This window comes from Amycolatopsis sp. NPDC043887, assembly GCF_056435665.1.
Genome location: NZ_JBWKEB010000006.1, coordinates 237548 through 262519, shown reverse-complemented (window position 1 = coordinate 262519; position 24972 = coordinate 237548). Strand labels below are relative to the sequence as shown.

26 protein-coding genes and 1 riboswitch are annotated in these 24972 nt (G+C 69.7%); of the genes, 10 read left to right on the top strand and 16 right to left on the bottom strand.

What is annotated here, in order from left to right; genetic code table 11:
• Window positions 1–51: 51 nt before the first annotated feature.
• The 7 genes from cysD to AC069H_RS18320 all read left to right on the top strand — a co-directional run bounded on the left by cysD (window position 52) and on the right by AC069H_RS18320 (window position 8455).
• Entirely contained in the window at window positions 52–966 is a 915-nt protein-coding gene (gene cysD / locus AC069H_RS18350) for a sulfate adenylyltransferase subunit CysD (RefSeq protein ID WP_478228011.1), read from the top strand.
• On the top strand, window positions 966–2786 hold the full coding sequence (gene cysC, locus AC069H_RS18345; protein WP_478233111.1) for an adenylyl-sulfate kinase: 1821 nt from the start codon (window positions 966–968) through the stop codon (window positions 2784–2786). The genes cysD and cysC overlap by 1 nt, the downstream gene beginning before the upstream one ends.
• Window positions 2787–2822: 36 nt before the next feature.
• Window positions 2823–4106 carry a cation:proton antiporter gene (locus AC069H_RS18340; protein WP_478233110.1) on the top strand — a complete coding sequence of 428 codons (1284 nt, stop codon included), beginning with the start codon at window positions 2823–2825 and terminating at the stop codon, window positions 4104–4106.
• 293 nt (window positions 4107–4399) lie between these two features.
• A complete protein-coding gene (locus AC069H_RS18335; protein WP_478233109.1) occupies window positions 4400–5437 on the top strand; it encodes an ion channel in 1038 nt (345 codons plus the stop codon).
• 174 nt (window positions 5438–5611) lie between these two features.
• The gene (locus AC069H_RS18330) at window positions 5612–6520 is read left to right on the top strand and encodes an ABC transporter ATP-binding protein (protein WP_478233108.1); all 909 of its coding nucleotides are present in this window, start codon (window positions 5612–5614) and stop codon (window positions 6518–6520) included.
• Window positions 6517–8166 (top strand): polyketide antibiotic transporter, encoded by a 1650-nt coding sequence (locus tag AC069H_RS18325; protein ID WP_478233107.1) that lies wholly within the window; start codon window positions 6517–6519, stop codon window positions 8164–8166. Before AC069H_RS18330 ends, AC069H_RS18325 begins: the two co-directional genes overlap by 4 nt.
• A gap of 67 nt (window positions 8167–8233) precedes the next feature.
• Complete coding sequence (locus AC069H_RS18320) at window positions 8234–8455, top strand: hypothetical protein (protein WP_478233106.1); 222 nt, start codon at window positions 8234–8236, stop codon at window positions 8453–8455.
• Between the two features lie 537 nt (window positions 8456–8992).
• On the opposite strand, the gene AC069H_RS18315 is transcribed toward AC069H_RS18320, so the two are convergent.
• Genes AC069H_RS18315 through AC069H_RS18300 form a run of 4 tightly spaced genes read right to left on the bottom strand, consistent with a single transcriptional unit; the run spans window position 8993 to window position 13596 of the window.
• Window positions 8993–10369, bottom strand: a complete 1377-nt coding sequence (locus tag AC069H_RS18315) for an ABC transporter ATP-binding protein (RefSeq protein ID WP_478233105.1) — start codon at window positions 10367–10369, stop codon at window positions 8993–8995.
• The gene (locus AC069H_RS18310) at window positions 10366–11151 is read right to left on the bottom strand and encodes an ABC transporter permease (RefSeq protein WP_478228004.1); all 786 of its coding nucleotides are present in this window, start codon (window positions 11149–11151) and stop codon (window positions 10366–10368) included. Before AC069H_RS18310 ends, AC069H_RS18315 begins: the two co-directional genes overlap by 4 nt.
• Window positions 11145–12086 carry an ABC transporter permease gene (locus AC069H_RS18305; protein WP_478233104.1) on the bottom strand — a complete coding sequence of 314 codons (942 nt, stop codon included), beginning with the start codon at window positions 12084–12086 and terminating at the stop codon, window positions 11145–11147. The genes AC069H_RS18310 and AC069H_RS18305 overlap by 7 nt, the downstream gene beginning before the upstream one ends.
• 1 nt (window position 12087) lies before the next feature.
• Window positions 12088–13596, bottom strand: coding sequence for an ABC transporter substrate-binding protein (locus AC069H_RS18300; RefSeq protein ID WP_478233103.1), 1509 nt, complete (start codon window positions 13594–13596; stop codon window positions 12088–12090).
• An 80-nt stretch (window positions 13597–13676) separates the two neighbouring features.
• A riboswitch (cobalamin riboswitch) is annotated at window positions 13677–13828 on the bottom strand.
• A 38-nt stretch (window positions 13829–13866) separates the two neighbouring features.
• Here AC069H_RS18300 and AC069H_RS18295 point away from each other — a divergent pair.
• A complete protein-coding gene (locus AC069H_RS18295) occupies window positions 13867–14610 on the top strand; it encodes a class I SAM-dependent methyltransferase (protein WP_478228001.1) in 744 nt (247 codons plus the stop codon).
• A gap of 19 nt (window positions 14611–14629) precedes the next feature.
• On the opposite strand, the gene AC069H_RS18290 is transcribed toward AC069H_RS18295, so the two are convergent.
• Both AC069H_RS18290 and AC069H_RS18285 read right to left on the bottom strand, forming a co-directional pair.
• Window positions 14630–15265 carry a TMEM175 family protein gene (locus AC069H_RS18290; RefSeq protein WP_478233102.1) on the bottom strand — a complete coding sequence of 212 codons (636 nt, stop codon included), beginning with the start codon at window positions 15263–15265 and terminating at the stop codon, window positions 14630–14632.
• Window positions 15266–15284: 19 nt separating this feature from the next.
• Entirely contained in the window at window positions 15285–15809 is a 525-nt protein-coding gene (locus tag AC069H_RS18285; RefSeq protein ID WP_478233101.1) for a DUF6790 family protein, read from the bottom strand.
• 57 nt (window positions 15810–15866) lie between these two features.
• On the opposite strand from AC069H_RS18285, the gene AC069H_RS18280 reads away from it, so the two are divergent.
• Entirely contained in the window at window positions 15867–16286 is a 420-nt protein-coding gene (locus tag AC069H_RS18280) for a MarR family winged helix-turn-helix transcriptional regulator (RefSeq protein ID WP_478227998.1), read from the top strand.
• A gap of 596 nt (window positions 16287–16882) precedes the next feature.
• Here the strand turns inward: AC069H_RS18280 and AC069H_RS18275 are convergent.
• From AC069H_RS18275 to AC069H_RS18250, 6 genes are all read right to left on the bottom strand, one after another.
• Window positions 16883–18097 carry a PP2C family protein-serine/threonine phosphatase gene (locus AC069H_RS18275; RefSeq protein ID WP_478227997.1) on the bottom strand — a complete coding sequence of 405 codons (1215 nt, stop codon included), beginning with the start codon at window positions 18095–18097 and terminating at the stop codon, window positions 16883–16885.
• Entirely contained in the window at window positions 18097–19107 is a 1011-nt protein-coding gene (locus tag AC069H_RS18270; protein ID WP_478233100.1) for a SpoIIE family protein phosphatase, read from the bottom strand. Before AC069H_RS18270 ends, AC069H_RS18275 begins: the two co-directional genes overlap by 1 nt.
• Window positions 19104–19541 (bottom strand): anti-sigma regulatory factor, encoded by a 438-nt coding sequence (locus AC069H_RS18265; RefSeq protein WP_340688075.1) that lies wholly within the window; start codon window positions 19539–19541, stop codon window positions 19104–19106. The genes AC069H_RS18270 and AC069H_RS18265 overlap by 4 nt, the downstream gene beginning before the upstream one ends.
• Complete coding sequence (locus tag AC069H_RS18260) at window positions 19531–19917, bottom strand: STAS domain-containing protein (RefSeq protein ID WP_340688076.1); 387 nt, start codon at window positions 19915–19917, stop codon at window positions 19531–19533. Before AC069H_RS18260 ends, AC069H_RS18265 begins: the two co-directional genes overlap by 11 nt.
• Window positions 19914–20783, bottom strand: a complete 870-nt coding sequence (locus AC069H_RS18255; protein WP_478227995.1) for an STAS domain-containing protein — start codon at window positions 20781–20783, stop codon at window positions 19914–19916. The genes AC069H_RS18260 and AC069H_RS18255 overlap by 4 nt, the downstream gene beginning before the upstream one ends.
• A 97-nt stretch (window positions 20784–20880) precedes the next feature.
• A complete protein-coding gene (locus AC069H_RS18250) occupies window positions 20881–21357 on the bottom strand; it encodes a MarR family transcriptional regulator (protein ID WP_478227994.1) in 477 nt (158 codons plus the stop codon).
• A 135-nt stretch (window positions 21358–21492) separates the two neighbouring features.
• Between AC069H_RS18250 and AC069H_RS18245 the strand changes: the two genes are divergently transcribed.
• Window positions 21493–22698 (top strand): PP2C family protein-serine/threonine phosphatase, encoded by a 1206-nt coding sequence (locus AC069H_RS18245; RefSeq protein WP_478233099.1) that lies wholly within the window; start codon window positions 21493–21495, stop codon window positions 22696–22698.
• 10 nt (window positions 22699–22708) lie between these two features.
• Here AC069H_RS18245 and AC069H_RS18240 read toward each other — a convergent pair whose 3' ends face one another.
• From AC069H_RS18240 to AC069H_RS18225, 4 genes are all read right to left on the bottom strand, one after another.
• Window positions 22709–23203, bottom strand: coding sequence for an ATP-binding protein (locus AC069H_RS18240; RefSeq protein WP_478233098.1), 495 nt, complete (start codon window positions 23201–23203; stop codon window positions 22709–22711).
• The gene (locus AC069H_RS18235) at window positions 23122–23700 is read right to left on the bottom strand and encodes a RecQ family zinc-binding domain-containing protein (protein WP_478233253.1); all 579 of its coding nucleotides are present in this window, start codon (window positions 23698–23700) and stop codon (window positions 23122–23124) included. Before AC069H_RS18235 ends, AC069H_RS18240 begins: the two co-directional genes overlap by 82 nt.
• A gap of 118 nt (window positions 23701–23818) precedes the next feature.
• The gene (locus AC069H_RS18230) at window positions 23819–24298 is read right to left on the bottom strand and encodes a hypothetical protein (protein ID WP_340688082.1); all 480 of its coding nucleotides are present in this window, start codon (window positions 24296–24298) and stop codon (window positions 23819–23821) included.
• 37 nt (window positions 24299–24335) lie between these two features.
• On the bottom strand, window positions 24336–24770 hold the full coding sequence (locus tag AC069H_RS18225; RefSeq protein ID WP_478233097.1) for a DUF2243 domain-containing protein: 435 nt from the start codon (window positions 24768–24770) through the stop codon (window positions 24336–24338).
• Window positions 24771–24972: the final 202 nt, after the last annotated feature.

Genomic DNA, 24972 nt, shown 5'->3' with positions numbered 1-24972 from the left:
CGGTGAAGTCACCGCGCCGACGCGATCGAGCGAGCACCGGAGGGTCATCCCGTGACGTCCGAAACCCATGAGCTGACTTACCTGCAGTACCTCGAATCCGAGTCCGTGCACATCCTCCGGGAGGTGGTGGCGACACTCGAGCGGCCGGTGCTGTTGTTCTCCGGCGGCAAAGACTCGGTGGTACTGCTGCACCTCGCCGCACGCGCCTTCTGGCCGGGGCCGGTCCCGTTCCCCGTGCTGCACGTGGACACCGGCCACAACTTCGCCGAGGTCCTCGCTTTCCGCGACCGGACGGTCGAACGGTTCGGAGTGCGCCTTCTGGTCGCGCGAGTGCAGGACGACATCGACGCCGGCCGGGCCGTGGAGGAAACCGGGCCGCGAGCGAGCAGGAATCGTTTGCAGACGGTCACGCTGCTTCGCTCGATCACCGAGCACCGCTTCGACGCGGTGTTCGGTGGAGCGCGCAGGGACGAGGAGAAGTCCCGCGCGAAAGAACGGGTGTTCAGCGTCCGGGACCGATACGGACAATGGGATCCGCGTGCGCAGCGCCCGGAACTGTGGCGCCAGTACAACGGGCAGCACGGTCCGGGGGAGCACATTCGGATATTCCCGCTGTCCAACTGGACCGAACTCGACATCTGGCAGTACATCGACCAGCAGCGGATCGCACTGCCCGGCCTGTACTACGCACACCGGCGCAGCGTGCTCGAACGCGACGGGATGTTGATGGCACACAACGAATTCGTGCGTCCCCTACCGGGCGAGGAGCCGTTCGAGGCGTCCGTCCGGTTCCGCACCATCGGCGACGCGACCTGCACCGGATGCGTCGAGTCGGTGGCCGCGACCCCCGCGGAAGTCGTCGCCGAAGTGGCGGCCAGCACCGTGACCGAACGCGGTGCCACCCGCGCGGACGACCGGATATCGGCGGCAGGCATGGAGGACCGCAAACGGGAGGGGTATTTCTGATGGCTCCCTTGTTGAGAATCGCCACCGCGGGCAGCGTCGACGACGGGAAGTCCACCTTGATCGGAAGGCTTCTCCTGGACTCGAAGGCGGTCTTGGAGGACCAGCTCGCCGCGATCGGAACGGACACCGGACCGGACCTCGCCGCGCTCACCGACGGCCTGCGCGCGGAACGCGAACAGGGGATCACGATCGACGTCGCCTACCGGTACTTCGTCACGGACAAGCGCAAGTTCATCATCGCGGATACGCCGGGACACGTGCAGTACACCCGCAACATGGTGACCGGTACCTCGACGGCGGACCTGGCGCTGACCCTGGTCGACGCGCGACACGGTGTCCTCGCGCAATCCCGGCGGCACGCGCTGATCGCCGGTCTGCTCGGCGTCGGTCATCTGGTGCTGTGCGTGAACAAGATGGACCTCGTCGATTGGTCCCGGAAACGCTTCGAGGAGGTCCGCGACGAGTTCCTGCGCATGGCCGAGCGGCTCGAAATCCCAGACCTGACCGTCATCCCCGTCTCCGCCCTGCGCGGGGACAACGTCGTCCACCGCGGTACGGAGATGCCGTGGTACGAGGGCGTACCGCTGCTCCAGCACCTGGAGGAGGTGCACATCGCCTCCGACCGCAACCTGGCCGATGTGCGTCTTCCCGTGCAGTACGTGATCCGGGACGCCGACGGCCGCCGCAGCTACACCGGGACCATGGCCGGGGGAGTCCTGCGTCCCGGTGACGAGATCGTCGTCCAGCCCTCCGGCTTGAGCACCACCGTCGAGAGCCTTCACGGTCCGGGCGGGACCGAGCTGGCCACCGCCTTCCCGCCGCATGCCGTCGCCGTGCGCCTGTCCGACGAACTGGACGTCGGCCGCGGTGATCTGCTGTGCGGGCCGCGCGACCGGCCTGCGACCGGACACGATCTCGACGCACTGGTCTGCTGGCTGACCGACGACGGCGAGCTGACCCCGGGGTCGCGCTACCGGCTGCGGCATACGACCCGCTCGGTCCGTGCCGAGGTGAGGGAGGTGGACTACCGGCTGGACATCGACACGCTGGACCACGACACCACCGCGACCGGCCTCGTGCTCAACGACATCGGCCGGGTCGCCATCCGGACACGGAAGCCGTTGGACTTCGACGCCTACCGGAGCAATCGCGACACGGGCAGCTTCATCCTCGTCGACGAGAGCACCGGCAACACCGTCGCCGCCGGGATGATCCAGGAGGGCGTAGGCAGCACGACGGACATCCGGTGGCATCCCTCGACGGTGAGCCGGGAGGACCGGGCGGGCACCGGGGGAACCGTGTGGCTGACCGGCCTGTCCGCCTCCGGGAAGTCCACCGTCGCCGCCGAGCTGGAACGACGGCTCGTCACCCGGGGCCAGGCCGCCTATCGCCTCGACGGAGACAACCTGCGCCACGGTCTCACCGGGGATCTCGGGTTCGGCGCCGCCGACCGGGCCGAGAACGTGCGCAGGGTCGCCGAGGTCGCACGGCTGTTCGCCGACGCCGGCCTGGTCGCCATCGTCTCCCTGATCAGCCCCTACCAGGCCGACCGGGACCGCGCCCGGCGGCTGCACGAGGCCGACGGGCTGCCCTTCGCCGAAGTCTTCCTGGACACCCCGCTGTGGGTGTGCGAACAGCGTGACCCGAAGGGACTCTATGCCCGTGCACGGGCACGCGAGATCATCGGATTCACCGGGATCGACGCTCCTTACGAGACACCCGCCGACCCGGAGCTCACCCTTTTTCCGCACCGGTCGACGCCCGCCGAGCTGGTGGACCGGATTCTCGGGTTGACCGGTCAGTGGAGCGCCCGTGCGTGAGGAACGGCGCGGCACTCGTGGTGCCCGCGGGGAACGGTGACCGCCCCGGGTTTCGTGGCGCTGGCCGTCGCGCTCGTGACGATCTTGACGACGGCGCGGCTGCTCGGCGTCCTCGCCCGGCGGCTCGGCCAGCCACCTGTGATCGGGGAGATCTTGGGCGGGATCCTGCTCGGTCCCACTCTGGCCGACGGAGCGGTGACCGGAGCCCTGTTCCCGCTCGAAGTGCGCCCGGCGATGACGGTACTGGCCGACGTGGGCATCTGCGTGTTCATGGTCTTCGTCGGCCTGCACGTCGATCGCGGACTGTTGCGCGGGCACGGCCGCATCATGTCGACCATCTCGATCAGCGCCGTCGTGGTGCCGTTCCTCGCCGGTGTACTGCTGGCGTCGGTGCTCGCCGACCGCCACGCCGACGGTGGCGGCCTGGTGTTCACCCTGTTCATGGGGGCCGCGCTCGCCTGCACCGCGTTTCCGGTGCTGGCCAGGATCCTCCGCGACCGTGACCTGCTCGACACGCCCATCGGCGGGCTCGCCCTGGCCTGCGCGGCACTCGACGACGTCCTGATCTGGTCGCTGCTGGCGGTGGTGGCGGCGATCGCCGGAGCGGGCACCGATCCCACGCGGGTCCTGCTCGTGGTGCCACTGGTCGTCGTACTTCTCACGGTGGTGCGCCCGCTGACGAAGCGATGGCTGCGACGGCACCCCATGGACGGAATCCTGCCCGGATGCCTCCTGTTCGTGTTCCTGGCGGCCGGTGCGACAGCGTGTTCGCTGGCCACCGACTGGATGGGACTGCACCTGATCTTCGGCGCGTTCATGTTCGGCGTCGCCATGCCTGAGGGGGGCGCGGCATTCCTGCGCGAGCGCGTCCTGCCCAAGGTGGAACGGGGCACCGAGACCTTGCTCATCCCGGTTTTCTTCGCCAGCGCGGGGATCGGCGTCAATCTGTCCACTATGGACTTAGCCGGGCTTGGTGAGTTCGGGCTGATCCTGCTCGCCGCCGTCGGTGGCAAGGGAATCGGCGGCTATGTCGGGGCGCGGATCTGCGGCGTCCGGCGACGTCATTCGGCCGTGATGTCCATTCTGCTCAACACTCGCGGTCTCACCGAACTGATCCTGCTGAACGTCGGGGTGCAGATCGGCGTGCTGGACGCGAACCTCTATTCCCTCATGGTCGTCATGGCCCTGGTGACCACCGCGATGACGGGGGCGTTGCTCCGCGTGGTCTATCCACCCGCTGCCGCCCGCCTGGATCGACACGGCGCCGGTCGAGCCGGCGGCAACCCGGCCGAGGCCGAGCATGACCGCGCCCGGTCCTGACCACCTGGCAAAGGATGGACCTGACCGCGTCTCGGACCTCCGGTCGACAACCAGCCGATCTGTGGCGACCGTGGTCGATGTCTAGGGGGTTCCGTTCCGGCCGGTGACCATTCGGCCGTGGCCGGGCGCGCTCGACGACAGGCGGTCGCCCTTGGACAGTCCTTTGCAGACACATACTTCCACCTGGTGATATCCGCCGTAGCGGTCCGGTAACGTCCGTTGCGCCGATGGGAACGGTGTGGTCTGGTATCGGAATCCGCGGTCGGGTGGAGCGCGGCCGGTGAGGAGGCGGGGTGTCGTTCGTCTTGGCACGGCTGCTGGCCCGCTGGGTGTTGCAGCAGGGCTGGATGCTTCCTGTCGTCGTGGTCATCTTCGTCTTCGCGACCAGCTGGCCGCTGATGGTACTGGCCGAACCCGCGGGCAGTGAGCTCGTCCAGCCCGGGAACTACTGGTGGTACTTCGTGGTCACGGCCGCGACGGTCGGCTACGGCGACTTTTCGCCGGAGACGACCGCGGGGCATTTCGTCGGGGCCTATGTCATCATCGGCGGGATCGCGACGCTCACCACGGTGTTCACCAAGCTCGCTTCCAGGCTCGAACAGGCGAAGGGACGGCGGATGCAGGGGATGGAAGCCGTACGGGCGAGCGGGCACACGCTCCTGATCGGCTATACACCAGGCCGCACCGAGCGCATCGTCGCGCAACTCATCGCCGACGGCGTGACCGGACTCGTCTTGTGCGCGAGCGACGAAGTGCAGGTGCACCCCATGTCGTCGCAGCCGGTGGACTTCGTCCGTGGTGAGCCGACGGCGGCCGACGTGCTCGCTCGGGCCGCCGTCGCGCAGGCGGGCACCATCCTGGTCGACATGGGCGACGACAACGAGGCCTTGGCCGTCGCGGTGACCGTTGACCACGCGAACCGGTCGGCGCATGTCGTGGTGACGTTGCGGGACATGGAGAAGTCCGAGCTGGTCCGCTACGTGGACCCCCGGATCAAGTGCGTGCAGTGGCACACGCCGCGGATGGTCACGGAAGAACTGACCTCCCCGGGAATCGCCGAGGTCTACTCCGAGCTGATGACGGCAGGCGGAGCGGGGACGTACTCGGTCGTCTTGCCCGAGTCGCTGGGGCGGCTGAGCACCGAGAAATGCCGGCTGGCGCTGGGCCGCGCTTTCGGTGCCACGGTTCTGGCCGCACGGAACGACGACGACCTGGTGGTCAACCCTTCGTGGGACGACGATCTCCCGGCAGGCTCAGTGCTCTACTACGTCAGCCCCCGGCGCCTCACCGGCGCGGAGATCGAAACGGCTCTGCGAGGACTCGGCCGTTGATCCATGCCTCGCGTGCACTCGACCTCCGGTCGTTCTTCCGGTTTCGCGCGGGACCGAACCTGACGACTGCCTGACGATTCCTCTGGTGCCCGCGCACCTGCGGGAGTACATTTCCCGCAGGTGCGCCGGGAAGTCTGGTCGGCAACGGAATTCGCCGACCACGAAAGGCTTCCCATGTCTTCCGCCGCACCGTCACGTCCCCCAGCGGTCCGCGTCGATGGCTTGACCAAACGGTTCGGCCGCACGCTCGCCGTCGACGATCTCTCGTTGACCGTGCCTCCCGGCGAGGTGTTCGGCTTCCTCGGTCCGAACGGCGCGGGCAAGTCCACCACCATCCGGCTGCTGCTCGGCCAGATCCGCCCGTCCGCGGGGACGGCGACGGTGTTCGGCGTTCCCGCCGCCGATGTCCGGCGGGCACATCGCCTGCTGGGATACGTGCCAGGCGATGTCGCGTTATGGCCCGACCTGACCGGCGGCGAGATCCTCGAATTGCTGGCCAGGGTCGGGCCGGGCGTCGATCCGGGCTATCGCACCGAACTCGTGCGCCGCTTCGAGTTGGATCTCGGAAAGCCTGCCAAGACCTACTCGACCGGCAACCGCCGGAAAGTTGCTCTGGTCGCCGCCTTCGCCCGCCGGGCGCCGTTGCTCGTGCTGGACGAGCCGACCAGCGGACTCGATCCGTTGATGGAACAGGTTTTCCGGCGATGCGTGGCCGAGGCGCGAGAGCGGGGGCAGACGGTGTTCCTTTCTTCCCATCAGCTCGCCGAGGTCGAGGCAATCTGTGACCGGGTCGGGATACTCCGGGCCGGACGGCTGGTGGAGATCTCGGGAATCGCCGAGTTGCGCCGTCTGCACCGTACTTCGGTGGAGATCGGCCATCGGGGCCCGGAACCGTCTCTTGTGGACGTTCCAGGGGTGATGGACATCGAGCGACCGGACGAGGGGCGCCTGCGGTTCACCCTGTCCGGGCCACCGGGCCCGGCCTTGCGAGCGCTCGCCGCCGCAGAGGTCACCATGCTCACGATGCGTGAACCGACGCTCGAGGAGATCTTCCTCGACTACTACGGTGAGACCGCGCGATGACCACGACACCGGCGGAAACGATGAGGCCGCGGTCGGAACGGGAGATCGCGGCACGGGGGAGTGCGGGCGGAGCCGTCACGCGGCACTTCGCTCGGCGGACCCGGCGAGGGGCACTGTTCGTCGGCTTCGCGGCCGCGGGGATGTCGGCCGTCGTGGCAGGCCAGTATCAAGCCACCTTCGCCGGCGAGCTCAACGGTGCGGCGCTGCGGGCACTGGCGGAGAACCCCGCCATCCGGATTCTGTTCGGGCCGCCGGTCGCACTGGACGATCCGGGCGGATTCACCGTCTGGCGCACGGGCACACCCGTCCAGATCCTGACCGGGGTGTGGGCGTTGCTGACCGCCACCCGGCTCACCCGCGGCGAGGAGGATGCCGGACGCGCTGATCTGCTGCTCGCGGGCCGTCTGCGCGCGGTCGATCAGGTCAGGCGGGTTCTGGTCGTACTGGGTGCCGCGGCGGCCGCGATCGCCGCGGCGGTGGCCTTGGCGCTTCTGGTCACCGGTACCCGGCCCGTGGGAGCGCTCATCCACGCCGCGGGACTTTTCGGCGTGACCATGACCTTCGCCGCGGCGGGCGTCCTCGCCGCGCAGCTCATGCCCGCCCGCTCCACCGCCACCGGGCTCGCTGTCGCGGCGCTCGGCGGCGGCTTGTTCCTGCGCATGCTCGCTGACGGGGTCGGCGCGCTGTCTTGGGCCTCGTGGGGCACGCCCTTCGGCTTGACCGCTCTGGCCGCGCCCTACGCGGACGACAGGATCACTCCGTTGCTCGTCCTCGCCGTGCTCCCGGTGCTGCTCACCACGGCGGCGGTGCTCGCCTGCTCGCGCCGGGACGTCGGCCGGGGAGTGCTGAACCCTTCGAGCGGCAGGCGGCGGCCGAGGATACGGCTGCTGGGTTCGGTCACCGGCTTCGCCGTCCGGCGCGCGGTGCGCCCCACCGCGGCCTGGTCGCTGGCGATCGGGGCCTACTTCCTGCTCGTCGGCGTGCTCATCGCGTCGATTCTGCGCTTCCTGGGGGAGAATCCGCGGTTCGCCGAATTGGCGGCGGCCGCGGGGTTCGGAGGCCTCGGCACCGCCGAGGGATTCGCGGCGGCGATGTTCAGCCTGCTCACGATCCCCGTCGGTCTCTACGCCGCGACGCGGATCGCCGCCTTCGCCGCGGCGGAGACCGATCGGCGGCTGACCCCGCTGCTGGCTCTGCCCCTTTCCCGGCATCGCATCGTGCTCACCGAACTCCTGGTCACCGGGCTGGGTGTGCTGGGCCTGCTGGCCGCCGCGGGATCGATGATCTGGTGCGGTGCGGCCATCGTGGATGCACCGCTGTCCGTCACCGCGGCCCTCGCCGGAGCGGGGAACGCCGCGCCGGTCGCCTTGCTCTCGCTCGGTGCCGCCGCTCTAGCGCTCGGCTGGGCACCGCGCGCGGTCGCGGCAGTGGGGGCGCTTCCCGTAGCCGGCGGATTCCTGTTCACCGTGATCCTGCAGAGCACTCACGCTCCCGAGTGGCTCACGTACTTGTCCCCGTACTCCCACCTGGCCGCCGTGCCCGAGGCGCCACCCGACTGGGTCGCGACCGTTCTTCTCCTGCTCATCACCGGAGCGTTGGTGGCACTCGGGGTCCTCGGCTATCACCGCCGGGACCTGAGCGGCTGATCCGGCGGGAGAGGCGACAGTACTGTTACGTGAGAGGGTGGTTGGGTGCGCTGAGGAAGGAACCGGTGTGGGCGAGCGGATGCAGATCGGCGAGGTGGCCGAACGCACCGGGCTGTCGTTGCGGACGATCCGTTATGCCCGCGGATCCGTGAAGGCCTCCTTCCCTACCCTCAAGGTAGGGAAGGAGGCCTTCACGGACAGCCGCGACGCTCGCGAAGGCCCAGGAACGTCCGACCGCCTTCCCCAAGTGTCCACAAAGGACTCTTTTGTCGGCTGGATGTCCGCTTGATGCTTATATGTACGGCTTTCAAGTCGGGTCGTGAGTGATAAGGGTGGTTCTATCGAGGGGAAGGGCAAGCGTGGCGTGATCGACTCCTTGTCACGCGGGCCGTCTTCGCCGACTTCGTGATGAGATCGCCGCCCTGGACAACAGGGTTCCGGACTGACTTGCCGGCCGACTCCGGCGTGAAGTGTCGTGAGTGGTAAAGACGGTTAGAACGATCATTGCCACTCACGACCCCCACGCAAAGCGCCCAAATCGGGCACGCGAGGGTGTCTTTATGTCCTTTGTAGACAGTTGGGTCGCGATCAGTCCGGCAGGTCGGGCCTTCAGTACGCAGCACGCCACATTTGACCTTCCCTCAATAACCGTCTTTATCGCTCACAACAGTGAAACCGCTCGAACCGGGCCAATCGGGCGGCAACGTCGGGGGCGGGTGGCCGGCGGGCTGGGTGTCCTGAAAGTGGCTTTCGCGACATGAGAAAGTGCGCCGCCCCGAAACTGTCCCTTATGGACAGTCGAGAGGCACCATGATCAGCCGGTGAATCACGGCATAGCCCTCATCGTGATCGTGAGCGGAGCCGAGGCGTCGCCATGGCTGATCATGAGCAGCGCGATGCCGTGCCGACTCGCAGCGGCGGCGAGAACGTCCAGCAGCCGCGTGCGGTTGGCCGCGTCGAGCGCCGAGGTCACTTCGTCGCAGATCAGCACCCTGGGTTGGGCGAGAAGCGCACGGGCCACGGCGCAGCGCTGGAGCTGGCCGCCGGAGAGCAGGCCGGGGCGGCGGTCGGCCGCTTCGATACCGAGGGAGCGCAGGGTCTCCGTCGCTTCGAGCCGGGCGTCCGCGCGGCTGAGGCCTCGAAGGAGTCGGGCGGTGTCGGCCACCTGGTCGAGCACGTCGCGGAATTCGTCGAAGGACGCGCGGCTGTCCTGGTGGACGTACTGGACCGCGCGCAGGTGCGTGCGAGTGCGACGACGGGCGAGGCGGGGGAGCCGGACACCGTCGATTTCGATCGTGCCCGCACTCGGTGGAGTCAAGCCGGCGAGTGCGCGGGCGAGGGTCGTCTTGCCAGCGCCCGAGGTGCCGGCGAGCGTGGTCCGGCTGCCCGCCGCCAGGTCCAGGTCGAAGTCCTCGACGAGCGTCGTCCGCCCGGCGCGCACGGTGAGCCCGCGAACGACGAGCACCGGCGAGGACGGCGACGGGGGTGGCGGGCCATCGATGCGAACGGGTTCGGGGACCGTCGGGGACGGCACCAAGCGGTGGTCGCGGAGTTCGGCGACGTCGCCTGCCAGGGCACGGGCCAGCGTGAGGTCGTGGGTCAGGATCAGCAATGCCGTCCCGGCCTGGGAAAGCTCCGCGAGCCGGGCGGTGAGCACGGCCCTGTTCGCCGCGTCGAGACCACTGGTCGGCTCGTCGAGGACCAGCACCCGTGGCCGGTTCACGAGAGTGGTGGCGAGGGCCATGCGCTGCTGCTGCCCGCCGGACAGCTGGTGCGGGAACCGGCGCCACAACGTCTGTTCGAGTCCCGATTCCGCCAGCGCGGTGCGGGCCGCCGCCAGGCGCGCGGCACGGCCGCGGTGGCGGAGGGCGGCGAGTTCGGCCAGCACCGGACCGCAGCGGCGGACCGGGTCCAGTACCGCCGACGGCTGCTGCGGCAGGTGGCCGACGACGCCGGCCCGGGCCCGTCGCAGCTCGGAAGCGGTTCGGCCCAGCAGCGGGGACCCCGCCAGCATCACCGACCCGGACAGCGTGATCCCCGGGCGGGCCTGTCCGGTCGCGGCGAGACCCAGGGTGGTCTTTCCCGTGCCGGACGCGCCGAGCACGACGAGTACCCGGCCCGGTTCGAGGGACAGGGAGACGTCGTCGAGCAGAACGGTCTCGCCGGCGCGGGCGGACAGGCCGGCGATCTCCAGGACGGTCACGGGATCACCCGCCGGGCGGCGAGCAGCCGGTCGGTGACGAGGTTCGTGCCGACGCACAACGCCATCAGCAGCGCGGCGGGAACGAGGACGACCGCGGGCGAGGTGTAGAGGGCTTCGCTGTTGCGTTCGATGACCACGGCCCAGTCCGGGGAATCGGCGGGCAGGCCGAGTCCGAGGAAGTTCGCCGACGCCAGCAGGTAGAGCACCACGCCGAGCCGTGTGCCGGCGTCGGTCGCGACGGGGCCGGCGAGGTGCCGGGCGACGTACCCGAGCTGGACGCGCCACCACGGTTGTCCTTGCAAGGTGAGGGCTTCCACGGCTGTGCGGCAGCCAGGCGCCAAGGCCGCGGCCCGCACCACGCGGGTGATCGCGGGCAACTGGAGTACGGCGACGACGGGAATGAGCACGCCGGGCCCACGGTGCCCGGTCGCGGCGAGCACCATGAGCACCAGCAGCGACGGGAAGGCCAGTACGAGATCGAGGGACCGCATCACGGCCTCGTCGGCCAGCCGTCCCCGCCCGGCCGCGACGAGACCGAGCGGCACCCCGATCAGGTAGGCGAGCCCGAGTGCGGCGGCCGTCATGCCGATCACGGGGAACCCGCCCGCGAGGATCACCGTGAGCGCGTCGCGGCCGAGGACGTCGGTGCCGAGCGGATGAGCGGCGTCCGGTGCCTGCCACGGCGCGCCGACGGACTCCACGGGCCCCGCGATCACCGGCCCGGCCATCGCGAGCACCAGCGGCACCGCGAGGAGGGACCATCCGAACGTCCGCTTCACCATGTCGCGGGCTCCCGCTGCGGCGTGAGCCGATGCGCCACGAGGTCGGCGACCAGGTTCCCGAGCACGACCACGACGGCGAACGTCAGCACGTATCCCTGCACCTGCGGGATGTCCCGGTTCTGCACGGCTTCGACGAAACCTGTGCCGAGACCGGTGAACGCGAACAGGGATTCGACGATCACCGTGCCGGTCAGCAGCCCTTCGACGGCGCGGGCGAGTTGCTGCACGGCGGGGGCCGCGGCGGCGGGCAGGAGATGCCGCAGCACCACTGTGCGTTCGGACAGGCCGAGCAGGCGCAGATGCCCGGCCACCTGGCCCCGGGTCTGCTCGGCGATCCCGATCCGGAGCTGCCGGGCGACATCGCACAGCTGCCGGGCGACCAGCACGATCACCGGCAGTACGAGCACTTCGGGGCGCGCGGCCGGCTCGGTTCCGGCCGCGGTCGCCGGGAGCAAACCGGTGTAGACGGCGAATCCGGCGACCAACAGCAGACCGAGGACGAACTCGGGAATCGCGTGCAGGAACAGCGTGACCGAGGTGAGCACTCGGTCGATCATCGACCCTTCGCGCAGCCCACAGGTCACCCCGATGCCCAGCGCGAGCGGTACGAGCACGAGCAGGGTCACCCCGGCGAGCAGGGCGGTGGCGGCGAAGCGGCGGGCGATCTCCTCGGTCACCGGGGCGCCGGTCACGAGCGACCGGCCGAGATCACCGGTGAGCAGCCCGGAAAACCAGTGCCCGAACCGGTCGAGGATCGGCTGGTCGAGGCCGAGCCGGTGGCGCACGGTCGCCACCTGCTCGTCGGTGGCCTGCTCGCCGAGCACGACCGACGCCGCGTCGCCGGGGAGCAGCGCGGTCACGGCGAACGTCGCGATCAGCACGAACATCGCCTGCAGAACGGCGAAGCCCAGCCGCCGGGCGGCGTAACCCGGCACGTCAGGACAGCCGGGCGCGGTCGAACCTCGCCCAGTCGAAGGTGTTCGGCGGCGCGGACACCAATCCGGACACCCGCTTCGACACGCCGATCGTCCAGGTGCTGAACCCCCAGGCGAGCAGACCTCCGGATTCGTGCACGATCCGCTGGGCGTCACCGAACAGCGCCAGCCGGGCACTCTCGTCCGGGGTGGCCGCGGCCCGGTCCATGAGGGCGTCGAACCCCGGCGAGGCGAAACCGTTGACGTTGTTCGAACCGCCGGTCCGGAAGCGCTGATTGAGGAACGTCGGCACCGGCAGGGTCGCCGTACGGGTGAGCGCGGCGACCCCCTTGGTCTTGATCTCGCTGAAATAGGTGCTCGACGCGCGCGTGTTCGGTGTGACCTTCAGCCCGATTTCCCCGAGCTGCTGGGAAATCAGGGTGGCCGCGGTGGCGAAGCCCGGATCGACGTCGCTGGTTTCGACGGCGAAGGCCAGCCCCTCCGCGCCCGCCTCCCGGACGAGTGAGCGGGCCGCCTCGACATCGCGGCCGCGCTGGGGGATGCCGGTGGCGTACCCGCGGAGTCCTTTGCCGAACAGGTCGTTGCCGATCTCGCCGCGTCCGGCCAGTGCGACGCGGTTCAGCGCTTCTCTGTCCACTCCGGACAGTACGGCGCGCACCAGCCTCGGATCGGCGAACGGCGGCCGCGTCACGCGCAGCATCATGCCCTGCATCGTCGTTCCCTTGGCTTCGAGCAACGAGACGCGCCCGTCACCGGCCAAGCGGGCCGCGGTACCGGCCGCGAGATCGTGGGCGTAGTCGACCTGCCCGGACAGCAAGGCGTTGACGCGTGCGGCTTCCTCGTTGACCGGTACGAATTCCAGCTCGTCGATGCCCGGCGCGCCGTCCCAATGGGACTCGTTCTTGCGGAACACCGCCGGCCCGCCGGGGGTGAACGAGACGAAACGGAACGGACCGGAGCCGACCGGTGCCGTGAAATCCGTCGTCCCGGCGGGCACGATCTCCGCGCCGGGAGCGCCCCAGCCCGACGGGAACTCGAAGTCGGGAGCCGTCAGTGTCAGCTCGATTTCGGCAGGGGACACCGCTTTGCTGCGGCCGAAGTCCACCTTCGCGAAGTACTGCCGTGATGAGGACGCCAGTGCGGGATCGGCGATCCGCCGGAAGGTGTAGAGCACGTCGTCCGCCGTGACCGGACGGCCGTCGTGGAAGGCCGCTCGCCGCAGCCGGATCCGCCAGCGTGTGCCGGAATCGTCGCTTTCCCAGGACTCGGCCAGCCGCGGCCGCAACGAGGTGTCGGCGTTGTAGGCGACCAGCGTGTCGAAGAGCGCCTTGGCCCGCGCTTGGTCGACGAAAAGGGAGACCTGAGACGGGTCCAGGGTCTCCTTCGAGCCGCCCGCGGCGAACGCGACCCTCAACCGGCCGGTATCCGCCGGCGCGGTCCCGCACGCGGCCAGCGGCGTGAGAGCGGCCAGGGCGAGCAGCCGCCGGCGGGTGAGCGGATGGCGCGTCATAGGAACCTCCGGGACATCGAGCACTGTCCCGGGCGCGCGGCCGCACGTGAACGGGACCCCGCTCCGTACTCCACGACAGTTGGGGCTGGCGGTACCCGGCGGGCAGTCCGGCTCACGGCGCTGAGACGTCTTCCCAGGCCGTTCACGGTTGCGGGTCAGCGCCGGATTCACACCGGCTTCCCCCGACGGGCACCTTCTTGCGTTGTGGCGCCCACGGTAACCCATGCCAGGGGTGTGCTACACAGGATCAAGATCACGAAGGGGAGGCCGGTGGACGAGAAGCTCGCGGCGGACTGGGTGCGCCGGTGGGACATCCAGCAGGAACGCTACGTCGCGGACCGCGAAGAACGCTTCGCCGTGCTGATCGACGTCGTCGAGCACGTATGCCGTGACGTCGCCGAGCCGCTGGTGCTGGACCTCGGCTGCGGCCCGGGATCGCTGGCCACGAGGCTCGCCGGGCGGCTGCCGCGCGCACGGGTCATCGGCGTCGACAACGACCCGTTCCTGCTCGCCCTCGCCCGGGCCACCCGGCCGCGGCAGGCGGACATCGAGTACCTCCAGGCCGACCTCGCCGAGAGCGGCTGGCTGAAATGGGGGCCGGTCGACGCCGCCGTCTCGACGACCGCGTTGCACTGGCTGCGTCCCGAGCGGCTCGCCGACGTCTACCGTGACCTCGCCGGAGCGCTGAGGGAGGGCGGAGCGCTCGTCAACGGCGACCACCTCTACGACGAACAACCCGGTGTCCGCGACCTCGCCGAGGTGGTCAAGAACCGGCGGGCGGTCCGTGCCGGGGTCGGCGCCAACGAGGAATGGAAGGCCTGGTGGGCGGCGGTCGCCGCCGATCCCGCGCTGCGGGAGCGGTTCACGGCCGACGAGTTGCGCGGCATCTCGACCGGCTACGGCAACCGGCTGAGCCCGCAGGAGCACACCAGGCTGCTCCGGGAAGCGGGCTTCGCCGAAGTGGCGCCGGTGTGGCAGTCCGGCGACGACTACGTCCTGACGGCGCTGCGCTGACCCGGTCCGGTCAGGCCGCTCAGGTGCCGGACGACCTGCGGTCCTGGACGCGGCGGGCGACGGCGAGCGTGACAGGCGCCGCGAGCCAGCACAGGTAGGCGACGGCGTCGTCCGTCAGGAACGAGACGGGCACGGAGATCCCGAACACCGCGGCCAAGCAGACGCTGCGCGTCAGGCTCTGGGCGAACACCCGGGGCGGTCCGTCGGTCACGTACAGGTGTTCGCGCCGGATCTCCCTGATGATCAGCGCGAACGACGCGGAGGCCAGGACCTGCACCATCGCGTACAGGCTGAACCGGAGCGGGAACGCTCCCTCGGCGGTGATGACCCGCGTCGCGAACGGCATCAGGACCTGCATGAACAGCCAGACCAGGGTGAGGCTGATCAGGCGGCCGCTCAGCGAGCGGACGTAGGGGAAGATCTCGTGGTGCGCGCGCCAGTGGGCGGAGATCACCGCGAAGCCGAGCGCGAAGGCGAAGTATTCCTTGCCGTGGTCCGAGATCGAGCTCAGCATGGCGCCGGTGGTGTCGCCGTGGGGGATCGGGAGATCCAGCGCCAGCAAGGTGAGCGCGATCGCGATCACCGCGTCGACGAAGACGCTGAGCCGCTCGGCGGCGGCCTTTCCGGTCGCTTGGTCGGTCTGTGTCGTCGTCATGAGGACAGCTCCCGCGGGCTCAGGCGGCGAGTTCCGCGGCGGGCCGCGGGACGGTCGCGAGCCGCCGGGATCGCACGGCAAGGATGATCATGACCGCCGGGATCAGGATGTCGTTGACGAGGACTCCGCCGGTGTTGCCGGGGGAGTGGTCACCGTTGGCGAACCACTGGTGAACGTGGCCGATCGCGGCTCCCCAGAGGAACATCCCGCCGCCGATGCCGATGGTGACGCGTTCGCGCGCGGACGCCGAGGCGGCCCGGAAGCCCATCACGGCCAGCGCGAGGTTCGCGAAGGCGATCTCGAACATGAACGGCGTCCGGTCGAAGCCGATCGCCGTGGCCATGACCTCCGGGAAGGCGAGAAAAGCGACCGTCATCCACAGGCTGCCGCAGCCGAAGGCGCCGATGGCCCACCAGCGCTGCCAGATTTCGAGTCGTTCCTGAGGTGACGTCGAGTGGCGGGCACGGAGGAAGGCTCCGACGGCGGGCACGATGATCCAGACCAGCGGGAAGGCGGATTGGGCGAGGTAAGCGAAGGTGTCCATGGCTTTCAGTCTTACCTAGTTAATATTAACTCGTCAACACTCTGGTATGGTGAGATCGTGGACGACGGACTCGCGGACTTGCTGCACCGGGTGGTCATGCTGATGGGCGAAGCGGCCCGGCGGCGCGCTGACGGCCCCGATGGTTTGACTTACAGCCAGATACGGCTTTTGGGCACGCTCGAGGACATCGAGCCGACGACGCAGCACCGGCTCGCCCAGGCGCTGTCGGTCTCCGACCCGGCGATCAGCCGGGCCCTGCGACCACTCGAAGCGGACGGGCTGGTGCGGATCACCGTCGACCCCGAACACGCGCGGCGCCGGCTGGTCCGGATCACCGACCTCGGCCGGAAAGCCTTTCATGCCGCGGGAAAGCCACTTTATGACGAGTTGCGTGAAGGGCTCATCGCGGCCGGTTTTCCTTATGAGCGCTATCTCCGGGACACTCTCCGGCTGGCCGAAATCCTCGCGGCAGACTGAGCCCTACCCTGTCTTTTCGAGCACCTCGGCGTCTCCGCGGAGCGGCACCGTGGCCGCTACTACGATGTCCCGCGTCGCCACCCACTGTCCACTGTGGTCACTGAACGGCGCCGACGACTTCCACGACGTGCCTTGCGGCACAGGGACGGTCCGCCCGGGGCCGTGCGATTCCGGCAGAGAAGGCAGTTCAGGAGAACGCCTGGGACGCTTCACGACGATTGTGCGCCCGATTGATGTCATGATGTCCGCTTCTCGCCCGGGTCGTGAGTGGCAAAGACGGTAAGAACGATCATTGCCACTCACGACCCCCACGCAAAACGCCCAAATCAGGCATGCAAGGGTGTCTTTGTGTCCCTTGTGGACAGTGGGGTCGCGATCGGCCCGGCAGGCCGTGCCTCCAGCACGCAGCACGCCACATTTGACCTTCCCCTCAAGTAAACGATGGCTTCCCCTGCCCGCCGACGACGTGGCGGCCATCTGCCAGTTCCCGGGATGGAAGAGTCCCCGGGGCGGGAACTGGGTTCTTCTCCTCAGTCATCAGAACAATCACGTGGGCTTCGCGGATATCGGTGACGTCGTCGCGCAGAACGGGACGTTCACTCCGCCTGCCTGCTGAGGCTCCCCCCGGGAAGTGGCCGTCGGACGGCGAGGACGACGGTGTCGTCGGCGTGCAGGACGACGTCGTGCATCCGGCCGGCCAGTTCCCGGGGAAGCTCGGTGATGGGGAGGGTGGCGTACGCGGGGGCGAGATCCAGGAGCCGGTCTTGGCCTTCGAGATAGTCCTTGCGGCTTTCGACGAGGCCGTCGGTGTAGAGGAGCAGAGTGTCCCCGTGGTCGAGGGTGTGGTGGCGGAGTTCGGGGCTGCCGGGATCGGGGAAGCCGATCCCGCGGCCGACGACCGGGGAGCGCAGCAGCCGCGCTCGACCGTCCACAGTGGCCAGTACGGGGGCGGGGTGGCTGCCGTTGGCGAGGGTCAGTTCGCCGGTCGCGGGGTCGATCCTGGCGAGGATCACGGTCGCCATGAGGTCGGGCTCGATCGTGGCGAGGGTGCGCGCGGTACGGGCGATGAGGTCGCGGAAGGGGTGGCCTTCCAGCGCGAGGGTGCGGATCGCGTGGGTGACGGTGAGGGCATGGCGGGTAGAGGTGACACCGTGCCCGACTGCGTCGACGAGGGTGATGTGCAGCTGACCGCCGGGAAGGACGAACCAGTCGTAGAGGTCGCCGCCGGTGGGGGAGTCCTGGTCGGTCGGCGAGTAGTGGACGGCCAGTTCGAGCCCCGGTACGGCGGGCGGGCCGGGCCGTAGCGCGTCTTCGAGTTCGCGGAAGATGACGGAATGCGCGCGGCGGAGTTGCTCGTCGCGCTGTTCGAGTTCGATGTACATGGCCAGCACGCCGCTGTTGGTTTCGGCGAGTTCGTGTTTGAGCTCCCGCTGTTCCTGCGCGAGCGCGTCGGCGCGGGCGATGAGCGCGAGGGTTTCCTCATCGGTGGCCTGGTCGTCGCCGGCCGGGACGGGATGCCGGACGGTTCCCGTGGGGAGGTGCCAGGTGAGGCTCGTGTCGTCTTCGGCGTCGGGCAGCAGCGGGAGGGTGTTGCGCCGCGGTCGTTCGACCGGGTGGGGGAGCCGGACGGTGACCGCGAGGAGGCCGTCGGTGGTGGTGGTTTCGAGCGTGACTTCCGTGCCCGTGCCGAAGGCCGGTTCGGCGAGCAGCGTCGCGGCCATGACGAGACGGGCGCGGTCTTCGACGGGGACGCCGGCTACGGCGCAGGCGGCGCGGAGGCGGCGGCGGAGCCGGGCGAGGTGTGGATGCATCAGCCGAGCTGGTCCGGGTGGAGGGCGATCATGGCGGCGTCGTCGCGGGGGTTGCGGTGACGGTGGGAGAGATCGGCGGCGAGAAGCAGCGCGTTCGACGGCTGCGTCGCGCTCGCCGGTGTGCGCCAGGTGTGGTCGACGCCGTCGGTGTGCAGCACGACGAGGTTGCCGGCGGTGAGCGCGGTGTGCCGGACTTGAGCGGCGGGCAGGGCGTAGCCGACGACACCGGGGATGCTGAGCAGCAGTCGCGACCGGCCGTCCCCGCTGATCGTCGTGCCGCTGACGTTGCCGACTCCGCAGAATTCGAGCCTGCCCGCCGCGATCCGGGCGAGCGCGACGGCGGCGCCGCGGGTGGTGCGCAGGGCGCGGTGCATGGTCGCCAGCTGATGGGGGAACGGGCGGTCGGGGTTCTGACGGAACACGCGGATCGCCGTGTCGGCGGCTTCGGCGGCGTCGGGCCCGTGCCCGAGGCCGTCGACGACGACCGCGGCCCAGCCGCCGGTCAGTTCGGCGAGGGCGATGGCGTCGCCGCAGTGGTCTTCCCCGTCGCGGGGGAGGCAGAAATGCCCGACCGCGGCGGCGGGTCCGGCCGGTGTCCCGGGGAGGAGGATCCGGGCCGCGGCGAGGGTGCCGGACCGGGGCGCCGAGCGGATCCGGAAGACGGTGGCCATCCTGCCGACCGCGCCGAGGCCGGTGCCGAGCGTGCCGGTGGTGGTGTTGCCGTCGAGCAGCCAATGTCCGACGTCGGCCATCCCCGGGCCGTCGTCGGCGGCAAGGACGTCGATGCCGAGCCCGATCGCGGGCCGCTGCACGACGATCGAACCGTTGATCGCGTGCCGGTCGAGGTTCCCCGCCAGCTCGGAGGTCACGACGGCCGCGCGTTCGGTGAGCACCGAGGGCAGCCCGCCTGCCCGCCCGGTCTCACGGGCGGTCCGTGCGGCGGCGTAGACGGCGCTGGCGTGGTCGACGCGCAGGTGGCGCGAGGGCGGGGGAACCACGATGCCGGTCATGGCTTCCAGCGCGTGATCGTGATGGTCGTGCCGCGGCCGGGGGCGGTGTCGATGGTGAATTCGTCGACGAGGCGGCGTGTGCCGCCGAGGCCGTGCCCGAGCCCGGCGCCGGTGCTGAAGCCGTCGGTCATCGCCTGGTCGACGTCGGCGATGCCGGGCCCGTCGTCCCGGACGCGCAGCCGCAACCCGATCCGGCCGCGGTCGTCGCGGAGCACGGTGATCGTCATGGTTCCGCCGCCACCGTGGATGTAGGCGTTGCGGACCAGTTCGCTGGCCGCGGTGACGATCTTCGTCTGGTCGACGATGGAGAACCCCGCGGCGACCGCGCTGGACCGCACGGCGTGCCGGGCGGTGAGCAGATCCTCTTCGGCGCGGACGGCGTGTTCGAGGGGCGGAACGTCGCGTCCGGGGTCGGTGAGTTCGTCAGGGAGCATGAGGCGCCTCGGCGGGGCGGCGCCAGCCCAGCAGTTCCATCGCCTGTTCCGCGTTGAGCGCGGTCCGGACGCCGGTGAGCTGGAGCCCTAGTTCGGACAGCGTGATCGCGACCGCGGGGCGCATCCCGGCGACGATCATCGTGGCGCCGAGCAGGCGTCCGGTGTCGGCGAGCTGCATCAGGACCCGCGCGACGAAGGAGTCGATGATCTCCAGCCGTGAGATGTCGATGATGACGCCGCGGATGCCTTCGTCGGAGATGCGGGTGGTGAGCTCTTCGGTGAACCGCAGGGCGGTCTTGTCGTCCAGGTCGCTGAGCAGGCCGGTGAGCAGGATGTCGCCGAGCCGCAGGATCGGCAGTCCCGCCTCGGCGCTCACTCCGTCACCGCGCCCGCGTGGGTGCTGTCGCCGATGAGCCGCATCGCGGTGGCCAGCGCGTCGGCGAGGGAGCCGCGGGTGACGATATGCGACAGGTCGATGCCCAGCTGGGTGATGGTCTGCGCGATCGACGGCCGGATGCCGCTGACGACGCATTCCGCGCCCATGAGCCGGACCGCGCTGACGGTCTGCAACAGGTGCTGGGCCACCGCGGTGTCGACGGTCGGCACGCCGGTGATGTCGATGATCGCGACCCGGGCTTCGTGGGTCTGGATCGCCTCGAGGAGGTTGTTCATCACGACCTGCGTGCGCGCGCTGTCGAGGGTGCCGATCAGCGGCACCGCCAGCACGTGCCGCCACAGCCGCACGACCGGGGTGGACAGTTCGAGCATCTGGTGGTGCTGCTGGCGAATGATCTGTTCGCGCCCGGTGGCGTAGACCGCGAAGGTCAGCATGCCGGCGCTGTCGAGCAGTTCGCTGACCAGCAGCGCCGCCCGGTAGCGCAGTTCCGCGTCGTCGGTGTGCCGCTCGACGGCGGCCAGCATCATGCGTTTGAGCGACAGGATCGCCATGGCGGTGGCCGACGGTTCGGCGCCCGCGCGAGCCCGGCGCTCCGACAGCGAAGTCAGCGCGTCACGGACCGCGCCGTCCCGCGCCACGATCCGGTCGGCGGGCATCGTCGTGCCCAGTGCGGCACGCAGCGCTTCCAGCAGTTCGGCGGCCTCGCGGCGGAGATCCTGCTCGGTGTGCGCCACGGCGGGCGGCTCGAGCTGCCGATGGACCCATTCGCCCACCAGCGTGGCGTGGTCGTCGTCGAGGGCCCGCGTCAGCAGCTCCCGAACGGGGGCATCGTCCGTCCCCAGCACCGTTGTCCTCCTGCGGTTTGGGGCGCGCTCTGCTGTACGCCGGTGAACTATTGTCATATGACAACAGTTGAGAGAGTACCCCCGCAATAGCGGGGCCTCACGGCGCCCCGCGGCCGACCTCGTCCCCGGTGCCGGCGGCGTGGTATTCCCGCAGTCCGGCGGCCAGCGCGGCCCTCCCGGCGGGGGTCATCTTGTCGAGTACCGCCTCGACGTTCTCCCGCCGCCGGGCGCGGATCTCCCGCAGGTACCCGCGCCCGCGCTCGCTCAACCGCAACATGAGTTCGCGGCGGCTGCGGGTGCTCGGCAGGCGTTCGAGGAAACCGACCGCTTCGAGCCGGTCGCAGAGACGGCTCACCAGTGGCGGGGTCGAGCCGAGCAACTCGGCCAGGGTGCGCAGGTTCAGCCCGTCGTGGTGGTCCAGGGCGATCACCGCGCGCAGCTGGGCGGTGGACAGCGGCCGCGGAGAGACGTCCTGCATCCGCTCGACCACGAGCTCGACGAGGCCGGGCAGGTCGAACACCGCAGCCGTCCCGTCCGGGGTTGGCTGCTCGCGGGACCGATCCACGGTGTCCACTCTGGCATCCTTATGCTCGTTCCTGCAGCACAGCTCGCGCGAATCGCCGTAGACCGGCACGCCGGGGCGGCGCAGACTCAACAGACTCAACGTGTGCCTGCCCGGTGCGCGATCCGGTGAGCGGGAGGCGGGGCGTTGGACAGATCCCTGGCGGTGGAGCGTCTTTTGCGGGACGTCCCTCCTCACGACCTGCCCGCCGCCCTGCGCTCGGCGCTTTCCGAGCATTTCGGGGCGCGGGCGGTCGAGCTGCTGATGGCCGATTACGCCCTCACCGAGCTGTGCCGGGTGAGCACGCTGCCCTACACGTCGGACCCGATCCCGGTCGAGGGCACGACGCCGGGGGCGGCCTTCGTCACGCAGGCCGCCACGTTCGGCCACGACGGCGCGAGCGTGACCGGGTACCTGCCGGTCAGCGTCCGCGGTGACCGGCTCGGGATCCTCGCGGTGACCCTACCCGAGGAGCCGGAACCACCGGTGTGGGCCGAACTCGAGCGGTTCGCCGAAGCGCTGGCGCACGAACTGTTCGTCGCCGACCGCGACACCGATCTCTACATCCAGGCCCGGCGTTCCTCCCGGCTGACGCTGGCCGCGGAGATGCAATGGCAGCTCCTGCCCGGCCGGGCCTGCACGCGCGCCGAATTCGCGCTGGGCGGCCAGCTCGAACCCGCGTACGCCATCTACGGCGACTGCTTCGACTGGTCCGCCTCCGCCCACAAACTCGCCGTCACGCTCATCAACGGCATGGGGGAGGGCAGCGAAGCCGCGCTGCTGACCAATCTCGCCGTCAACGCGCTGCGCAACGCCCGCCGCGCCGGAGTCGCCCTCGACGCCCAGGCCGAACTCGCCGACCAGGCGCTCTACGCGCACTATCGCGGCGCCCAGCACGTCTCGGCATTGCTGCTGGAGTTCGACCTCGCCACCGGAACGGCCGACGTCGTCGACGCGGGATCGCCGCGCTTGTGGCGGCTGCGGGACGGAAAAGCCGAGCAGGTCCACTTCGACGAACAGCTGCCGCTCGGCACGTTCGAGGACACGCTCTACACCGCCCAGCGATTCCAGGCCGTCGACGGAGACCGGTTCGTGTTCGTCAGCGACGGCGTCTACGACGCGGCCGGGCCACACGGTGAACGCTACGGGGAACGCGAACTCGCCGAGGCGGTCGTCGCGACCGCCGAGCTGCCCGCCGCTCACGTCCCGGGCTCCGTGCTGAGGGAACTCACCACCCGCCGCCACGGCGAGCAGGCCGAAGACGACGCGATGGTGGTGTGCCTCGACTGGTTCGGGCCGACTCCGCTTTCGGGCCCGGGTCCGAGTCCCGCCGTCTCGGTGGGGGCGCGCTAGGGCGGTCCGGTCAGGACGCCGTGTTCTGGCGGAGCGCGGCAGGCCGCCACACCATGGCCACCCGCGTGCCGTGCGCACCGGTGTCGATGGTCATCTGGTCGGTGACCTCGTCGATCAGGCTCAGGCCACGGCCACCGGAAACGGGCTTGTCCGTACGCGACCGCGCCGCGGGAATGCCGTCCCCCGTATCGGTCACCGTGACCGTGATCGCATCACCCGCCCAGTCGGCGTAAAGGCGGACCCAGCCTCGCCTGCCGGGGTAGGCGTGCACCGCCGTGTTGGCCATCGCCTCGTACGTGGCGATGGTGATGTCGTACTTGCTGTTCGCGTCGATGGGCAACGCGTCCAGCCAGTCCCTCAGTTTCCGGCGGAGCAGGGCGGCTTCGCCTGCCTGTGCCGGAACGAGCTCCTCGAAAGCCGACCTCACGGCGGTGTCGATCGGTGCGCCCAGGACGGCTCCGGACTCCGTATCAGCCACGTCGGCGTCGGAGTCGCTCCTCTCCATGCTCGGGTCTGGAGTATGTCGATACACGATCTACTCCTTCCTCGTCGACAGCGCCCCATGGCCGCCGGCGTCATGGCACTGGATACCCACGATGTCCATTTCCTATTCGCGAAGTGTGTCAAGAGGTCTCGTCGGTGGAGAGCAGATCGTGCTCGTCGACGGCGGACCGGGCAAGGGTCTTGTAGCCGGTCCCGGTCCACCGACATCACCACGCCTCGCCCCCGTTCGGGGTGCGGGACGGCGAATTCACCGCCTGTCGTCGGTTGCCTCTCGGCGACACCGAAATCCCAGGTGTCGCAGTTCCCGCAGAGCTCGGGCAGCTGTTCGCCGAAATAGCCGAGCAGGTACCGGCGACGGCATCCCATGGTCTCGGCATAGCCGCGGACCATGTCGATACGCGAGCGGACCAGGCGCTGATGCCGCTCGGCCACCTCGACACCCCTGCTGAGCCGCCTGCTCGGGCGGGAGGCCGGAATCGAGGTACTCCAGCCGTCCATCGGCGGTGGTACCGACCGCCCGGCTTCCTCGAGGAGATTCACCGCCTTGGTCCGCCGGGCCGCTCGCCGGTGAGCTCGGACTCCCACTCCGCACGGAAAACGTGGCCGGCGTGCGACCTCAGCCTTGGAGGACCTCGGTTCCCGCCCGGACGCGGTGCGGCTCGAGAAGGGCGCGCTGTTCCCCGGCCCGCTCGATCAGCCGCGCGAAGTCGACGCCGGGCAGGCGCGAGCGCAGTCCCGCGAGGCGGTCCAGCGTTTCCCACAACTGCTTCTTGCCCTCGATACCCATGATCAGGAATTCGAGTTCTTCGAAGCGGCTCAACGGGGAATAGCTCCTCAGCCGTCCGTTGGGCTTGAGTCGACCTGCGCGCTCCGCCAGCGCGGTCAGCGTGCTCTTGACGGGATTCCGCCGGATTCCCAGTTCGCGCATGATGTCCCGGAAGGTCTCGACGTCTTCGGCGATGCCCGACGCGACGCGGGTCAATGCCTCACCGACTTCGGTGCCCTGATTCGCCTTCCGGGACCGGCGAGCCAGTTCCCGCCAGGCGACGCCCATCGCGAGCTGGTCGTTGAGGTAGATGCTCAGGAATCTGTCCATGCCACCGGGTACCCCGCGCCCACGGCACGAACCCGGATCAGTCGCGCGCGAGCGAGGGAGCCGATCGGGAAAGCAGTACACCGATCACCACCAGGAAGACGCCGAGCAGCAGGAAACCGAGGTCGTACGCCAGCTGGCCGGGACCGGCGCGGACGTGGTGCACGCCGAGGATCAGATGGTCGACGGTGCCCTCGACGAGGTTGAACACGCCCCAGCCGACCGCCAGCCCACCCCAGAGCCTCCGGGGAGCCAGGCGATCACCCCGGTTCAGCAGCACCACACCGAGGACCACGAAGATCAAGCACAGCAGGTGGAACAACCCGTCACCCACCATGTTGAGATGCAGGTTCGCGGGGGTGACCGGGGGATACCAGCTCGAGAGCAGGTGATGCCAGCCCAGGATCTGATGGGCGAAGATACCGTCGACGAAGCCGCCGAGACCCAGCCCCAGCAGTACTGCCGCCCGGTTCACGACGACGCTCGTTCCGGCCGTTTTCCTCGCAGACGGTGGCGTGGTTCGGGGATGGATCCCATGATTTCGAGGTCGATCTCCGCGGCGACGGCGTTGGTTTCCGGCATGGCGCCGCATACCCGGGCTTGGTGCCGCGCAAACGAAACCACTGCCTCGCCTCGCGGCCGAAGTCGCGTGATCGGAGACGGATCTCGCGTGACTG